The sequence below is a fragment of the Aeromonas lusitana genome (assembly GCF_002812985.1).
GTDB classification, from domain to species: Bacteria; Pseudomonadota; Gammaproteobacteria; order Enterobacterales; family Aeromonadaceae; genus Aeromonas; species Aeromonas lusitana.
In genome coordinates this window covers 1-15398 of record NZ_PGCP01000010.1, presented here as the reverse complement: position 1 = coordinate 15398, position 15398 = coordinate 1, and the positions used below count along the sequence as shown (strand labels likewise).

The 15398-nt window shown below is 60.4% G+C and carries 15 protein-coding genes; 7 read left to right on the top strand and 8 right to left on the bottom strand.

From position 1 onward, the window contains the following. Positions 1-166: 166 nt before the first annotated feature. Positions 167-409: a hypothetical protein gene (locus CUC44_RS21255; protein ID WP_244166732.1), complete on the top strand. Its 243-nt coding sequence runs from the start codon at positions 167-169 to the stop codon at positions 407-409. 116 nt (positions 410-525) lie between these two features. Continuing rightward, positions 526-1821, top strand: a complete 1296-nt coding sequence (locus CUC44_RS07255; protein ID WP_100859416.1) for a lipopolysaccharide biosynthesis protein — start codon at positions 526-528, stop codon at positions 1819-1821. 120 nt (positions 1822-1941) lie between these two features. Here CUC44_RS07255 and CUC44_RS07250 read toward each other — a convergent pair whose 3' ends face one another. From CUC44_RS07250 to CUC44_RS07225, 6 genes are all read right to left on the bottom strand, one after another. After that, a complete protein-coding gene (locus tag CUC44_RS07250) occupies positions 1942-3195 on the bottom strand; it encodes a DEAD/DEAH box helicase (RefSeq protein WP_100859311.1) in 1254 nt (417 codons plus the stop codon). 154 nt (positions 3196-3349) lie between these two features. After that, entirely contained in the window at positions 3350-4828 is a 1479-nt protein-coding gene (locus CUC44_RS07245; RefSeq protein WP_100859310.1) for a GGDEF domain-containing protein, read from the bottom strand. Between the two features lie 324 nt (positions 4829-5152). Then, entirely contained in the window at positions 5153-5806 is a 654-nt protein-coding gene (locus tag CUC44_RS07240) for a DUF799 domain-containing protein (RefSeq protein WP_100859309.1), read from the bottom strand. Continuing rightward, on the bottom strand, positions 5803-6165 hold the full coding sequence (locus tag CUC44_RS07235) for a DUF4810 domain-containing protein (RefSeq protein WP_244166731.1): 363 nt from the start codon (positions 6163-6165) through the stop codon (positions 5803-5805). Before CUC44_RS07235 ends, CUC44_RS07240 begins: the two co-directional genes overlap by 4 nt. Before the next feature lie 9 nt (positions 6166-6174). Continuing rightward, positions 6175-6846: a CsgG/HfaB family protein gene (locus tag CUC44_RS07230; RefSeq protein ID WP_100859307.1), complete on the bottom strand. Its 672-nt coding sequence runs from the start codon at positions 6844-6846 to the stop codon at positions 6175-6177. Positions 6847-7256: 410 nt separating this feature from the next. Then, a complete protein-coding gene (locus tag CUC44_RS07225; RefSeq protein ID WP_100859306.1) occupies positions 7257-7718 on the bottom strand; it encodes a hypothetical protein in 462 nt (153 codons plus the stop codon). A 173-nt stretch (positions 7719-7891) separates the two neighbouring features. Here CUC44_RS07225 and CUC44_RS07220 point away from each other — a divergent pair, with 173 nt between their 5' ends. Together CUC44_RS07220 and CUC44_RS07215 are read left to right on the top strand one after the other, a co-directional pair. Beyond that, complete coding sequence (locus CUC44_RS07220; RefSeq protein WP_100859305.1) at positions 7892-8797, top strand: SAM hydrolase/SAM-dependent halogenase family protein; 906 nt, start codon at positions 7892-7894, stop codon at positions 8795-8797. 197 nt (positions 8798-8994) lie between these two features. Next, on the top strand, positions 8995-12018 hold the full coding sequence (locus tag CUC44_RS07215; RefSeq protein WP_100859304.1) for a cytochrome c peroxidase: 3024 nt from the start codon (positions 8995-8997) through the stop codon (positions 12016-12018). 99 nt (positions 12019-12117) lie between these two features. Here CUC44_RS07215 and CUC44_RS07210 read toward each other — a convergent pair whose 3' ends face one another. Continuing rightward, positions 12118-12678, bottom strand: coding sequence for a gamma carbonic anhydrase family protein (locus CUC44_RS07210; protein WP_042641619.1), 561 nt, complete (start codon positions 12676-12678; stop codon positions 12118-12120). 234 nt (positions 12679-12912) lie between these two features. Between CUC44_RS07210 and CUC44_RS07205 the strand changes: the two genes are divergently transcribed. The 3 genes from CUC44_RS07205 to CUC44_RS07195 all read left to right on the top strand — a co-directional run bounded on the left by CUC44_RS07205 (position 12913) and on the right by CUC44_RS07195 (position 14963). After that, positions 12913-13554: a ribonuclease T2 family protein gene (locus CUC44_RS07205; RefSeq protein ID WP_100859303.1), complete on the top strand. Its 642-nt coding sequence runs from the start codon at positions 12913-12915 to the stop codon at positions 13552-13554. 72 nt (positions 13555-13626) lie between these two features. Continuing rightward, on the top strand, positions 13627-13923 hold the full coding sequence (locus CUC44_RS07200; RefSeq protein ID WP_100859302.1) for a Pathogenicity locus: 297 nt from the start codon (positions 13627-13629) through the stop codon (positions 13921-13923). After that, positions 13920-14963 carry an NAD(P)H-dependent flavin oxidoreductase gene (locus CUC44_RS07195; RefSeq protein WP_100859301.1) on the top strand — a complete coding sequence of 348 codons (1044 nt, stop codon included), beginning with the start codon at positions 13920-13922 and terminating at the stop codon, positions 14961-14963. Before CUC44_RS07200 ends, CUC44_RS07195 begins: the two co-directional genes overlap by 4 nt. Before the next feature lie 156 nt (positions 14964-15119). Here CUC44_RS07195 and CUC44_RS21150 read toward each other — a convergent pair. Then, on the bottom strand, positions 15120-15398 hold a 279-nt coding region (locus tag CUC44_RS21150), incomplete at its 5' end, for a hypothetical protein (RefSeq protein ID WP_208621039.1).

Genomic DNA, 15398 nt, shown 5'->3' with positions numbered 1-15398 from the left:
TCTATCCATTCCCCGTACTGCCAACCGCAATTTCTGCCGCGACTTCACCCAAACTTCACACAAGCGCATTTCTCCCTCACAAATCTCCCGTATCTTCTGCTCACTGCTTAAAGGGCCCGGCAGGCCGCAAAGGGCCAGGGGCCGGATAGATAGAAGGAGCAACAGCATGAAGAGTTGGATCAAGGTGGGGTTGGCAGGTGGGCTGGTGCTGGTGGCCGGCCTCTGGGGTGGCAGCGTGCGGGCGGCTGGGTTCGAGTGCCTGCAGCCACAGAGCTCCAGTCATGGGGTGGAACACTATGATGGCCAGAGATATAGTCAGCGCGATGGCCAGAGCGCCGACTCGTCGCTCGGGATCAGGTGGGAGAGCCAAGGCTCAGCCTCTGAGTCTGGTGGCGTCTTGGTGCCGTGATGGGTCGGCTGCCGGTCCCTGATTAATAGCCTGGGGCATCAAGGCTGTTCAATCCAGGTCTCCCTTTTATAAGATGGGCCTCTCCCTTGCCTCGCAGCGACCCGGCCTTTCGACCCATGCAAGTTACGCAAGACGTGCAAACTGACTCTCTCACCCGCCTCAAGCAGGCCTTCGTCACCGGCATGTGGGCGTCGCTCGCCAGCATCATCATCGGCTTCGCCTTCAAGGTGTGGCTGGCGCAGTGGGTGGCCAAGGGTGATCTGGCGCTGTTCAACAGCGTGGTGGATTTGATCTCGCTCTCCCTTATCCTGATGACCGGCTTTCGCTCCTCCATGGTGGTGAGTTACTCCCAGACCAGGAACGATCGGGACATCATCAATATCTTCCGCTACTTCCTGATCGGCATGGTGCTGCTCACCTGGGGCGTCGTGATCCCCTATATCAAACACGGGCTCCATATCCGGGCCGAGTATCTGCAACTGGTGGGGATCATCTTCGGGCTGGGGTTCAAGGTCTACTTCACCAATCTGGTGGCCATGTACCGGATGTACGAGATCTCGAATCGGGTCACCTGGCTGGAGCCGCTCGCCAATGCCCTGATGTTCGGGATCTGCTACTTCGGCCTTGGGCTGGATGCGCTTGGCTCGCTGTTCTACGGGCTGACCTTCTCGTCGCTCGGCATCGCGGGTTATATGTATCTGCACCGGCGCCGGGCCATCGCCACCCGACCGTTGGCCAAGGTCGCGCTTGGCCCCGAGATGCGCAGCTATGTGAAGAAGAGCTTCACCGCTTCGCTCGAGGCAGGGGCCAGTATCCTGATGATCTACATCACTGTACTGCTCACCATACGCCACTTCAGCCTCGACGAGCTGGGGGATTTTCAGGTGGTGGTGCGTCCCATCTTCACCTATATGACCCTGCTGTTCGTCTTCCCCATCTACCGCTTCGTGCTGCCGGAATTGGCGGTCAATCTGCGCAGCGGAGATCACCGCCAGATCCGGCTGATCCGTAGCTGGATCTTCCGTCTGAGTGCTGTAGTCAGCACAATATTCTTCATGGTGATGCTTATATGGGGTAAGTCGCTGGTATTACTGCTGTTCCCCGCCGACTATGTGGGGGCCGTGCCCGTACTGTTCCACTTCTCCATCTTCTTTATCTTTATGATGCTCAACGGCTATCAGCTCGCCTATATCAAGGCCCACGGCCACTTCACCGAGAGCCTGATCATCCGCCTGGTGGGCATAGTGGCCCTGGTGGCGGCCTACTACCTGGTGGCCGAGTTCACCGCCAACGTGGTGGCCATCATAGTGGCGCTGGGTCTGGGCTATCTGGCGATGTTTATCCTCTCCACTCTGGCGGAGCGGCGGATCCTCAAGTCCCTGCCGGCCGAGCCACTCCCTCAGCCCTCGTGATATCTGGATAAAGGCAATAAAAAAACGCCCAATCGGGCGTTTTTTATTGGGGATGGATGCAGAGACTGAGGCTTTGCTCTTTCCCGGTTCTGCCCCCCTTGTTGATGGCAAAGGTCGTCGTTAATGCTTGCCTTTGCCGCTTTTGTTGCTCGTCAGTGCCTGCTTTCTGGCCTTCTGCTTCTGGGCGGCCCTGCTATTGCGGCGGGGCTCGGGCTCGAAGCGGGTGAGATCGGGTTCGAAACCCGGGAACCACTGCTGGGGCAGCCGGGTATCGAGCACGGCTTCGACTTTTTCAAGCAGCGGCGCGTCGTCCTGGCTGAACAGTGTGATGGCGAGCCCCTTGTTGCCGGCGCGGCCGGTGCGGCCGATGCGGTGCACGTAATCCTCCGGCTGATGCGGGAATTCCAGGTTGATCACGTAGTTGAGATCCAAGATATCCAGCCCGCGGGCCGCCACATCAGTGGCAACCAGCGCTTGCAGGGTGCCGGCGCGAAACTCCAGCAACACTTTTTCCCGCGCGCTTTGAGAGAGATCCCCGTGGAAGGCCAGCGCATTGATGCCCGCCTTGCCGAGCCGCTGGGCCAGCTGGTCGGCCCCTTGCCGGGTACGACTGAAAATGAGTGCCGGTGCATAGCCCTTCACTTTTATCAGGTGTTCGACCAGAGCCTGCTTGCGATCGCCATCCACCGTATAGACCCGCTGCTCTATCTCGGCCGCCGTGGTGTTGCGCGGGGCGACTTCAATCAGAGCCGGGTCGCGCAGCAAGACTTTGCTCAAGGCGTACAGGTTGTCGTCACAGGTGGCGGAAAACAGCAGGGTCTGGCGCTCGGCGGGTATCTGTCTGAGCAGGGCCTTGATCTCGTCCATAAAGCCCATGTCGAGCATGCGGTCCGCCTCGTCGAACACCAGATGGGTGAGCTGCGAGAGGCTGAGCGCCCCCTGGCGCAGGTGATCGAGCAACCGGCCCGGGGTGGCGATCAGGATATCCACCCCGTTTCTGAGCGCCTCTACCTGAGCCGCTATGCTGACCCCGCCGTACACCAAAGCGCTGGTGAGCCCAGTCTCCTTGCCATAGCGCAGCACACTCTCATGCACCTGCACCGCCAGCTCCCGGGTCGGCACCAGCACCAGGGCGCGGATGGGGCGAGTGGCGGCCGGCTCCGTTTGCTGCACCATCAACAGCTGCAGGATGGGCAGCACGAAGGCGGCCGTCTTGCCGGTGCCGGTCTGGGCGCCCGCCAGCAGATCCCGCCCCGTCAGCACCAGGGGAATGGCGGCAGCCTGAATGGGAGTCGGCGCTGTATAGCCCAGATCCTTCAGGGTCTGTTGTAAGGGAGAGGAGAGGGCCAGTTCGGCAAAGGAGGCAAGAGACATAGGGGTACCAGGTTGGGCTATCGCGGCCAGGGTGAAAACAGTCACAGGGATGAATGGTAACAGAAGCGCTTCGTGCAGCAGAAGTTGATAACGAGCGCGGCTGCCTGCCTCTCTTCAACCAGCAGGGCAGGAGTGAGCAGATATTTGTGCTCGGTTACTGCGCTGCGGGTGGCGTTGGCTCCCTGACGAGCCTTATCTTCTGCCCCTGGTAGTAGGCGATGTTGTGCTTGCCGTGTTGCTTGACGTGATAGAGCAGCTCGTCCGCCAGGGTCACGGCGTCCGGCACCGTCAGGTAGTCACGGATGCGGATGATGCCGGCCGAGAAGGTGATGGGGACGGGCAGCTCGGCTATCTGCAGTGGCTGCGCCAGCAGGCGGGCGACGCATTGGCGCATCTCGGCCTCGTCCCCTAGTCCCCTGTAGAGGGTGATAAACTCCTCACCCCCCCAGCGAATGGCGGTGTCACCGTGACGAATGTGGCCGTGCAGGTAGCGGGCGAAGGCGACCAGGGCCGTGTCCCCCACGCTGTGGCCATAGCTGTCGTTGATGGCCTTGAAGTTGTCGATGTCCAGGATCATCAGGTAGTCGTGCTCCTGCAGCATGGCCTGGTCCAGGATGTCTCGCCGTGGCAAGCGGGTCAGCTGATCCGTGTGGGCCAAGGTGCGCAGACGGGCGTAGATCCGGCGCCAGGTCAGCATCACCAGCAGCAGGGCGATGAGGTAGAGCTTGAAGGCAGGGCTGTAGCGCAGTAGCCGCTGAACGAAGTCATCGTAGGAGTAAGACCACTTCAGATAGAGATCGGCCCCGGCCTTGGTGCGCATCAGCGGGGTGCTCAGGCAGATGTGATAGGGGCGGCAGGGTTCGACCGCATCGAAGGTGATGACGGTGCGGGTTGGGTTGAGCCCCTCATAGGGTTGCAACACATCCTTGAAGGCGGCGTCGACGGCGATGTCGACCCCGGTCAGGCCATAACGATAGGCCCGGGTGGCGTGCTCGTAATAGTCGAAGGGGAAATACATGGTGATGGTCTGGCGCCCGGTGAAGGTGTCCGTGTAGATGTCGGACACCTGGGCTTCGTCTCTGCTGCAGGGCTCGTGAGTCATGGCGAAGGCGGCGCAGCCGAAATAATGAAACCAGTGCTCCATCTTGTTCAGCACCCTGTTGGCCGGCTGCAAGCGGGCCGGCAGGTCGCGGTTGTCTGCCATCATGCCGAGCAGGCGGTGATCGTCGAAGATGGCGTAGAGGTTGATGACCTCGGGATACGAGAGCACGTACTGATAGGTGGCCAGGGTCTCGCGGATCGACGGCATCAGGGGGATCTGGGCCAGGGGATCCAGGGTTTTGAAGTCATAGCCATAGACATAGACCAGGGCATCCCGGTTCTCGCTGAAAATGGGGGTCTTGATGGCACTCTCGTCGATGAACTGCGCCAGCTGGGCCGGGGAGAGGATGCGCGCCCTTTGGTAGAACACCTCGAACACGTTTTGCTGCTTGGCGGTGATGAGCTGCATGTCGTGACGGATATTGAGGTAGGTGTAGTAGCACACCACTGCCAGCCCAGCCAGCGCCAGACACAGTAATCCTAGCCTGGTCAGCCACTTGCTGGGGAGGGGGCGCAACTTCGATACCGACATGTCTGAGCCTTTCCTAACGTGGCGAGAGAGCGTTTCGTGATTACTGACTTGACCCAGTATAAGCAAGCAGTGCTCTGGGCGATGGCCAATTGTCAGAGAAATGCCCCATTAATATCAAGGAGATAGATAGCCATTTATGTCACACAGGGATGGCGGGAGAGACCCTTGCTGGCGAATGGGTGGAAAAGTGAGCTATGGCATTATGGTTTCTGATAACTGATGCAGGCTGAATGGCGGTTGAATGGGCATGAGTGAGCATTGGGCGGCAATAATGATGGCAATAAAAAAGAGGGCTGGCGCCCTCTTTTAATAACATTGGATTCCTTACTTCTTTTGATATTTCGGCGAGTAAGGGCCATAGAGGATGCCATTGGGCATGTCGGCGCTCAGCAAGCGGAAGCTGGTGACCCCGGCAATTTCGTGTCCTTTATCTGTGACTGTGTTGGCGATCTGGTTGACGACGGCCACGACCAGCATACCAATGAGGCCACCCCCCGAATTGCCTTGTTGTTCGGCACTGCTAGCACTCGCGGAGCCGGCCCACAACTGCTTGCCGGTGCGCAGATCGACCAGACGAGCACTGGCTGTCACCACGGTCTCGCTGCTGATGACCAAGTAGCTAGTGCCGTAGTTTCCGATGTCGATATACAACGCAGTATCTGCGCCATAGATCTCATGGAGCTTTTTTATTGGCAGGGCGTGAATGTCCGCAGCTTCGGTGACGCCGTTCTGCCGAAACGTTTCGTTGGTGACTGCAACCGGCAGAACATAATAACCTGACTCGGCAAGCGGGTAGGTGATTTGGGACTGCAGGCTGGGGCCAGCCTTGACATCAGGGGAGTTGTTTACCGGAGGAAGTACCAGAATGGAGGTCGGTTTGCTCTCCTTGAAGTCGCTGTAGTCGTAACTGGTGCGTTGTGCGCAACCGGATAGCAGGAGGGCGCCCAGCAGGAGCGGGAAGAAGGCACGCAGGGTCATTGAGTCACACCTTTCTTGTTGGACATCAGGAAGTTCATGAAGGGAGCTGACTCGGGGAAGAGGCGCTTCTCGGTTTCAAATTGCTGGCGGGTTTGTTCATCCTTGCCCAATTGGGCATAGAGCATGCCCAGGTGGGCGTGAAAACCAGGAGGAACCGCCTGGCCCTTGGCACTGGCCTCTTGTTGGTTCTTCTCCAGCGCAGTGATCTGGGCCTCGACGCCGGTCTCGTCACCTTGCATGTGTTGGTAAACGACGGTCTGGTATTGATCCCAGTTGTACAGGTTGCGTGGGCCTTGGGCACAAGCAGTGAGCAACAGGCTGCTTGCCAGCAGCAGGTAGAGGTTGAAAGTCTTCATCATGTTCTTCCCTTATTGTGCCGGACGCCAGGCGCCAGTCTCGATACCGCTAACCAGGTTGTTGACGGCCTCGCGGATCGCGAGATCCAGCACCTTGCCATTCAGAGTGGAGTCGTAGCTGGCGGTGCCACCGAAGCCAATGATCTCGCGGTTGGAAAGCTCGTATTCCCCGGCGCCTTGGGAAGAGAAGACAACTTCTGAGGTGGTGACGTTGACTATGTTCAGATTGACCTTGGCATAGGCAATTTGTGATTTGCCACGGCCCAGAATGCCAAACAGCTGATGGTCACCGACTTCCTTGCGACCGAACTCGGTCACGTCGCCAGTCACGACATAATCAGCGCCCTTGAGCTGCTGGGCCTGCTGTTTGATACCGGCCTCAGTCTTAATCTCTGCCATGTTGTCACGATCCAGCACACTGAATCGGCCAGTTTGCTGAAGATGGGTGATCAGCACTGTTTTTGCCTGGCTGCCCAGTCGATCTACGCCATCGGAGAAGATGCCACGCATGTAGCTGGAGCGGTTATCAAACTTGCCAACGGCAATCGGGCTACGCACGCCCTGATAATGGCTCTGGTAGGACGCGACTTTCGGTACCGCAACCGAACGGGAGGATTCACTGGCACAACCCGTTAATAAGCTTGTTATCACTATCAAGCCATATGAAACAACTAACTTATTCATATAACATCTCGTTTATTAAGGAAAAAACAGCGGCAGACTCTAGCACTTATCATCGCGAAGAAAGGCCCCCGAATGGGGGGAAAGAGTGCTTAAAAACCATGCATCAAGTGAGTTTTGTGATAGGGAGTCGAATAGGGGGAACACGAGAAAAATGCAGCAAACGGTTTCTACCTGGTTCGTTTCTTGTCGGAACAATTTGGCTGTGGTGATGAAAGCGAAAATATTCCCGTGCATGGCCGAATAGGGTGAGATAAGCAGGGGAATTTTTTAACATAACCCTGTGTCAGCCAAGCCAGTGGCGCAGGCACTATTCGCCGAGGGAGTGAGATGATTTGCCTGCGTGGCTCAGTGGCCTAGTGGCACGGCTCCACCGCATTGAGGTGCAAAAGAGGCCTATTCTGGCCTCGGTACTATGAATCGGCCAAGATCACTTGCCTGGCATCCAGATGGTGCATCCATTCTCGCAGGATCAGGAGGGTAGCGGCGAAGTGGCGCGCCTTGGGCAGGTTGGCCGCGGCCAGGGGATCCCCTTCCACCATGGCGGCAAACTGGCCGAATAACTGCTCGACGCTCTCCCGGCTCAGCTCCTGGCTGCCGAGTTTGTCGGCCAGCGGGTAGGGGCTGTGCAGTACCACCGTCTCGTGGGGCGGGATCCGGGCCGCGAGCGGCATCAGCACGTCCTCCACCACCATGATGGCCTGCTCGAGCTCAAGTGCGCTGGGCGGATCCCGGCGAAACGGGCTCGGCGTCATGGCATCCAGGCCGAAGGCCAGTGGGTATGTTTCACTCACACCGTCCTGCTGGATGATTTCCAACCGACTGGTCTGCTCGCCCAGGATCAGGGAGAGCCTGGGGGCTTGTCGCTCTGTCATCACAACTCCTCATTTCACCGCTCGACACAGCCCCATGGATACACCCGTTCGAGGTCGCAGGCGAGCGCTTTCCCCCATTCGGGTATCGGGACTTGCAAAGAGCAGAGTTAATGGCATTCTGGATGTCTAAACGGCTGTGTCTGCTTTTTCATTTATCCCCAAGGAGTCCCGATATGGATATTCGCACCGCTCCCCGCGTGCTCGCGCTCACCCTCTCGCTGCTAGCTGGTAGCGCCTTCGCCAACGAGGCGTTGGTGATTCAGACCGACTTTGGCCTCAAGGATGGTGCTGTGTCGGCCATGAAGGGGGTTGCCTTCGGGGTGGACAGAACATTGCCGCTGCAGGATCTGACCCACGAGATCCCGGCCTACAACATCTGGGAGGCCTCCTACCGCCTCTACCAGACCATCAACTACTGGCCCAAGGGCACTGTCTTCGTGAGTGTGGTGGATCCGGGGGTGGGCACGGCGCGCCACTCTGTGGTGCTCAAGACCAGGAGCGGCCACTACATAGTCTCGCCAGACAACGGCACCCTGACCCTGGTGGCCGAGCACTTCGGCATAGAGGCGGTGCGCCAGATTGATGAGAAGCGCAATCGTCTCAAGGGTTCCGAGAAGTCCTACACCTTCCACGGCCGCGATGTGTACGCCTACACGGGCGCCCGGCTTGCCTCCGGCACCATCAGCTATGAGCAGGTGGGGCCCCTGCTACCCGCCGAGGTGGTGACCATTCCCTATCAGGCCGCGCTGGTCGAGAGCGACGGCACCGTCAAGGGCACCATTCCCATCCTGGATGTGCAGTACGGCAACGTCTGGAGCAACATCGACGAGACTCTGCTGACCAAGGCGGGGATCAACAAGGGGGACAATGCCTGCCTCAAGATAAGCGAGGGAGAGGTGGTCAAGTTCGAGGGCAAGGCTCCCTATGTCAGCAGCTTCGGTGATGTGCCGGAAGGGCAGCCGCTCATTTACCTCAACAGCCTGCTGCAGGTGTCGGTGGCGCTCAACATGGACAGCTTCGCCGCCAAGCATCAGGTGGCGTCCGGTGCCAACTGGCATATCAGTCTGAAGAAGTGTTAACGCTGCCCCCCTGAATGGGAGCGAAAAGGAAGGTTGAAGAGGGCTGGCACTCATGGGTGTCGGCCCTCTTGTCATCGGTAGGTAAGGTAGCCATGGAATGGCGTTTGTTATCAAAATGAATATTAGCTGAACGCAATTGATAATGATTGGCATTTGGGTGGATAATCGCCGGCCTGTCTGCCCACCGCAACCAAACGATGAAACCCATATTACTGCTGGCCAGCTTGCTGGCCCTGACCGCTTGCAACGACAACAGCAGCGACGGCTCCAATCCAGTACCTCCTGTCGTCGAGCCGCCCGTAGTCACCCCGCCTGTCATAGATCCGCCGATCGTCACGCCGCCGCAGACCCATACTCGCGCCGAACTGACCCTCGCCATCGATCTGGGTGACCGACTGGCGCCGGGGGCGACCCTGAATCTGCGCCAGCGCGCCACCGGCATAGGCACATCCCTGACCCTGAGCGGCCAGGGCGATACGACCCTGACTCTGCCCGCCGGCCTGTTGCTGAGTGCACCCCTCGAGCTCAGCGGTGAGCAGGATGGTTATATCCTGCGTGCCAGCAGTGCCCTGGTGGCCGATCTGGCTGCCGGTGACAATCGGGCTCGCCGCGCCGCCGCGCCGACGCTGCTCCTGGATGAGGAGGAGACAGCCCTCTTCCTGCTCAGCGATCTCAATGGTGACGGGGCGCTCGATGCCAGTGAGTGGGCTCAGGGCGGCGAGATCCGCCTGCAGCAAGAGGCTGCCATTCAGGACTACGCCACCCTGCTGCGGGCCCAGCGACTGGGGGCCGAGCTCAACTACCCAGACAGCTGGCAGATGCTGCTGGCACTGCGAGACGACAGCGCGGCGCGCAACTGGTATCGCCGCACCAATGGCGTCGCCATTCAGGCCGCCCAGAGTGCGCTCTACCCGGCCAAGCCGGTCATCGCGGACGAGCCCGAGACCGCCGAGCTGCTGCGACTGGATGCGAGAGGCAAGTTGCTGACCCAGGGGGATTGGCAGTGTCTACACGATGTACGCACCGTCTCCAGCGTCAAGGGCAGTCAGTACTGGCTGCCGGGAGAGGGCTTTATGAGCTCGGCGACGACTCCTAGGGATTCGTTGTCACAGCGCCCGACCAGCTGTGGCCAGACAGGCTGGCGCCTGCCAACCCTGGTGGAGTTCGAACGCCTGCTCACCACCGACAAGCAGGGTTGGCGTTATCCCCATACCTTCGCCCTCGCCCTGCCCGAGTGGATCTGGCTGCAGGATAGCGCGAAGGCGCGACTCTACCAGCCGCTCACTCGCAGCTGGCGCGATGAGGGGGCGGGCAGCCTGCTCTGGTATACGGTCGCCCTCTACCCGGTGCGCCCCTCGGTGGTGCGTGACGGCGCCATGCCGGATCTGGCTGCGCTGCGGGCGCAATACGCCGGCGACAGCAGCCAGTGGCCAGCCGCCAATGTAGATGAAGGCGTGCAGTGGCAGGAGCTGGGAGCCATGCCCGCTGTGCCCTTCCCGGCCGATAACTCTTACAGCCGAGCCAAGGTGGTGCTGGGTCAGCAGCTCTTCTTCGACAAGCGGCTCTCGAAGGCCCGCGACATCAGCTGTGCCAGCTGTCACGATCCCCAGAAAGGTTGGAGCGACGGCCTGAGCGTCTCGGTCGGCCACCTGGGTCAGAAGGGGACCCGCAACGCTCCGACCATCCTCAATGCCGCTTATAGCAGCACCCAGTTCTGGGATGGCCGGGTCGGCTCCTTGGAGGAGCAGTCCCTGCACCCCATCAACAACCCGGTGGAGATGGCGCTGGATCACGACGAGCTACTGACGCGCCTGCGAGCCAGCCCGGACTATGGGGCGGCCTTCGCCACCGCCTTTGGGGATGATCACATCTCCCTGGATCGGGTCGCCAAGGCCATCGCCACCTTCGAGCGCACTATCATCAGCAACCCGAGTCCGCTGGAGCGTTTCGTCAAGGGGGATACCCAGGCCCTCAGCGACAAGGCGCTATGGGGCATGCACCTGTTCAGAACCGATGGCCGCTGCATGAACTGCCACTCGGGCCCCTTGCTGAGCCAGCATCAGTTCGAGAGCGTGGGGCTCACCTATTACGGCCGCAATCTGGAAGACAGGGGTCGCTTCCTGCAGACCCGCCAGCAGGCGGACATGGGGCTGTTCAAGACTCCGAGCCTGCGAGACGTGGCCTTCACCGGCCCCTATATGCACAACGGCGTCTTCCCGATCCTGGCCCAGCGTCTCGGTGGATCTGTGCAGGGGGTGGTGGCCATGTACAACTTCGGCGTCACCAAGTGGAGTACCGGGGTGGGCTTCCCTACGGGGGCGGATATCCACGATCCCTTCTTCCCCAAGGCTTCCGATCACCTCCATGCGCTTGGCCTGACCAACGATGAGCTAGACGCCATCGGCGAGTTCCTGCGCGGCGCCTCGGCCGAGCCCAGACGCATCCCGGCCAGTGTCGCCGAGCTGGGTCTGAGCGAGGTGGATGATGCGCGTCCTGTCGGCGCCATCCCGGTGGATCTGGTGGTGACGCCAGCACTGCCTCAGCTGGAAGTGGGTCGCTCCCTGGCGCTGCAGGCGGCCATACGCCTGAGCGATGGCACCCTGACGACATTGAGTGAACCGGCGACTTGGCTCAGCGAACTGCCCGAACTGGCAAGGGTCGATGGGCAAGGAGTCGTGACCGGCCTCGCCGTGGGCCCGGCTCGGCTGCGGCTCAGCGTCGGTGGTCGCACCCTGGCGGTGCGGGTACAAGTGGTGGATGCACAGCCTGACTTCAGCCAGGGTTGTCATCAGCCCGAGCTGGTGGCGGGCAGGCTCTCCTTCGTCTGCCCGCTCACCCAGAGCGAGGCGGATCGACTGAGGATCGCCTATGACGACACCGCGAAGGACGAGGACGGGGATTACAACCCCTTCACCGCCAACTACGCGATGATGGGTCAGGAGCGGGCGCGGGAATATTGCCAGCAGCTGGTGGCCCGTGGTCACGATGACTGGCGCCTGCCGACGGCCCAGGAGCTGGCGAGCCTGTTCGCCGCCTATCACCAGAGCGGTGAGGAGATGAAGCTCTTGACCGAAAAAGGTTGGCCGCTCTACAGCCGCTTCTGGAGCAGCGACGCCAGCAATGGTGACGGCGAGGCGCCCCTGCTGGATCTGGGTACCGGTGAGCCCCTCACCGATCTGCCAACCGAGGCTCATGCCGCTGCCTGTGTGCGGGCCATCTAGCGCGCAAGCACTCCTCTATCGCAATAAGAACCGCAATAAGAACCGCAATAAAAACGGGCGCCCTAGCGCCCGTTTTTTCGTTCTTAAATAAGGAGGAACTCAGAACTCGTTGGAGAGCGCCTTGTAACCCTTGACCAGATCGATGTTGGTGTGGGCCACGTCCTCGGAGAACTCGGTGGCATCGACCGTGACCCGGGGGATCTCGGCCAGATCGCTCTGCTGGTTGATGCGGGTGGTGGAGGGCACATAGAAGCCGGCGGGCAGATCGCAGCCGTCGACGACCGAGTTGTGGCGCACCACGCAGCCTTCGCCGATATGGCAGTTGAACAGCACGCTGTTGAAGCCGATGAAAACCCGGTTACCGACCTCGCAGGGGCCGTGCACTATGCTGCGGTGGGCGATGGAGCTGAACTCGCCGATGGTCACGGCGGCGCCGGACTTGGAGTGGATCACCACGCCATCCTGGATGTTGGAGTTGGCGCCGATGACGATGGGCTCCATGTCACCGGTTTCGTCCACCTCGTCGGCACGGATCACGGCGTAGGGGCCGACAAACACGTTCTCCTTGATGATCACCTTGCCGCAGATGATGGCAGTTTTGTCGATATAGGCGGATTCGTGGATGACGGGCAGGTGACCTGAGGGATTCTTGCGGATCATGTTACATCCTGTTGCAGCTGAATTCGGGGATAGGGTGGCGGGACGCGGTGGCTCGCCGGAGAGTCAGCTTACGCCTCTGATCCGGCAGGGGAAACCCTTTACTGGTCTGACCCAGTATAAGTAGGGACATTTCAGATGGTTGTTTTTCGGGTCCCATCGGTGGGAACATGGGACTCGGTGCTGGGGGCGTTCAGCCTTGCCAGGGTGAACCACGCGACGTGAAGGAGAGAATAGATGAAGCAGATGATGGTGCTCCTGATGGGAGCCCTGTTGGGGATCTCGGCGGTGCAGGCCAAGGGGCGGGCCGGGGAGTTTGACTACTATGCGCTGGCCCTCTCCTGGTCGCCCCAGCACTGCGCCGTCAAACCGGGGGATCGGGAGCAGTGCAGCCGACCGCTGGGATTCGTGCTGCACGGCCTCTGGCCCCAGTATCAGCGCGGCTACCCGAGCGATTGCGGTCGCGAACAGCTGGATCCCGAGATGGAGCGCGAGTTCGCCGGGCTCTACCCCAGCCGCTTCCTCTATCGCCATGAATGGCAGAAGCACGGCACCTGCTCCGGTCTCGACCAGCCGCAGTTCCACCAACTGGCCAGCACCCTGCGGGAGAAGGTGGCCGTGCCTGCGGCCTATCAGGCTCCGGCCCAGCCCCTTCGCAAGAGCCGTGACCAACTCAAGCAGGATCTGGTGGAGGCCAATGCCTGGCTGTCCAAGGGGAGCATCACCTTGGCCTGCGCCGATGGGGGCCGCTTTCTGCGGGAGATCTATGTCTGCATCGACAAGGACGGTGAGAGCGCCGTTCCCTGCTCCGACGAGATGCGCAAACGGGAGGCTCGCTCCTGTGGTCAACCAGATTTCCTGCTAAGAAATGTGCGTTAAATAGCGAGTATGATCACTCTCTTCGCAATGTGGCAGAGAGATAAAGAACGTCATGACACAGGGAGGCGATGAATGACTGAGGTGAAACAGTTCCCGGCGGATGAGCGAGCCTTGCTGCTCGGGGTGAAAGGGGTCGGGCCCACCGTTATCGGCCGACTCGAGCAACTGGGCTACCACAGCCTGGACGAACTGGCCCAGGCCGATGCCAGTCATATCGTCCAGCTGGTGGCCAGCATGCTGGGCTCGACCTGCTGGCAGAACAGCCCCAAGGCGCGGGGCGCCATCGAGGGCGCCATCGCCTTGGCCAGAGAACAGGTCAGAGCGCAGACCGTCGCCCATGAAGGGGTGATACGGGAGGCACAAGCATGAGCTTGCTCGATCTCGGGATCCGCTACCCCATCATCCAGGCTCCCATGGCGGGGGTGCAGGATTGCGCACTGGCGCTGGCGGTTAGCGCCGCCGGTGGACTCGGTTCTGTACCAGCCGCCATGCTCAGCCCGGCCGAGTTGCGGCGATCTCTGACCTTGCTCAGAGAAAGTGGCTTGGGGCCCTTTAATATCAACTTCTTCTGCCACCATCAGCAGGAGCTGGATCCGGCCGAAGAGCGCCGCTGGCGACAGACACTGGCCCCTTATTATGCCGAGCTGGGACTCGCGGCGGATGCCAGCGTGAGTAGCCCGACCCGCGCCCCCTTCAATGCGGAACATGCGGCCATCCTGGCCGAGTTCAAACCCGCCGTGGTGAGCTTCCATTTCGGACTACCGGCTCCCGAGCTGCTCGACCGAGTGAAGTCCTGGGGCGCCAAGGTGCTGGCCAGCGCCACGACTGTGGCAGAGGCGCACTGGTTAGCTGAGCATGGCGCCGACGCCATCATAGCTCAGGGGCTGGAGGCGGGGGGCCATCGCGGCCACTTCCTCTCGGATGATCTCAGTCTGCAACAAGGCACCTTTACTCTATTACCGCAGCTAGTGCAGGCGGTGAACCTGCCGGTGATCGCCGCCGGGGGCATAGTCGATGGCAAGGGGATTCGCGCCGCCCTGGCGCTCGGGGCGAGCTCCGTGCAGATGGGCACCGCCTTCCTCTGTTGCCCGGAGGCGACCACCTCGGCCTTGCACCGGGCGGCCATCCAGTCGGAACAGCGCCATCACACCGCCCTGACCAACCTGTTCAGTGGCCGCCCCGCCCGGGGCATAGTCAACCGTCTGATGCGGGAGCTGGGGCCACTCTCGGCCGAGGCTCCTGCCTTTCCTTATGCCAGCGCAGCCATCGCGCCACTGCGCAGCGCCGCAGAGAAGCGGGGGTGTGCCGACTTCTCCCCGCTCTGGGCCGGGCAGAATGCCTCGGGCTGCCGGGCCCTGCCCGCCGCCGATCTGATGGCCGCCTGGCTTGCCGAGGCCGGGTTGGCCTGATGCCCTCTATATATAGGAGCGGTATGAGAGCCAGATAATGGGATGGCATATAAGGGAACGGCCTCAACAGACAGCCTAGAGGCCTTTTATGGCCTCTTTTTACGAGTGCCTGTGGGTAAGTTTGTATAAAAGCTGTGTGTTAGCATGAATAATTAACTAATTGCCATTTTTTGCAATTTTATTGCAGTCAGCCCTTGCCAATGTGATCGATATCTCTATAATGCGCCACATCGACAGGGCAAGCGGCAACGCAAACAAGCCAGTCGGTGCCTCGAAAAGCCTTGGAAAATAAGGCTTGACTCGAGAAGGCGGTTGAGTAGAATGCCACTCCCGCAGCGACGAAACGTTGCAACGCTCTTTAACAATTTGAATCAAGCAATCTGTGTGGGCACTCACAGCATCGAGCATCAAAAAACAATTTTTGATTTTCAATGT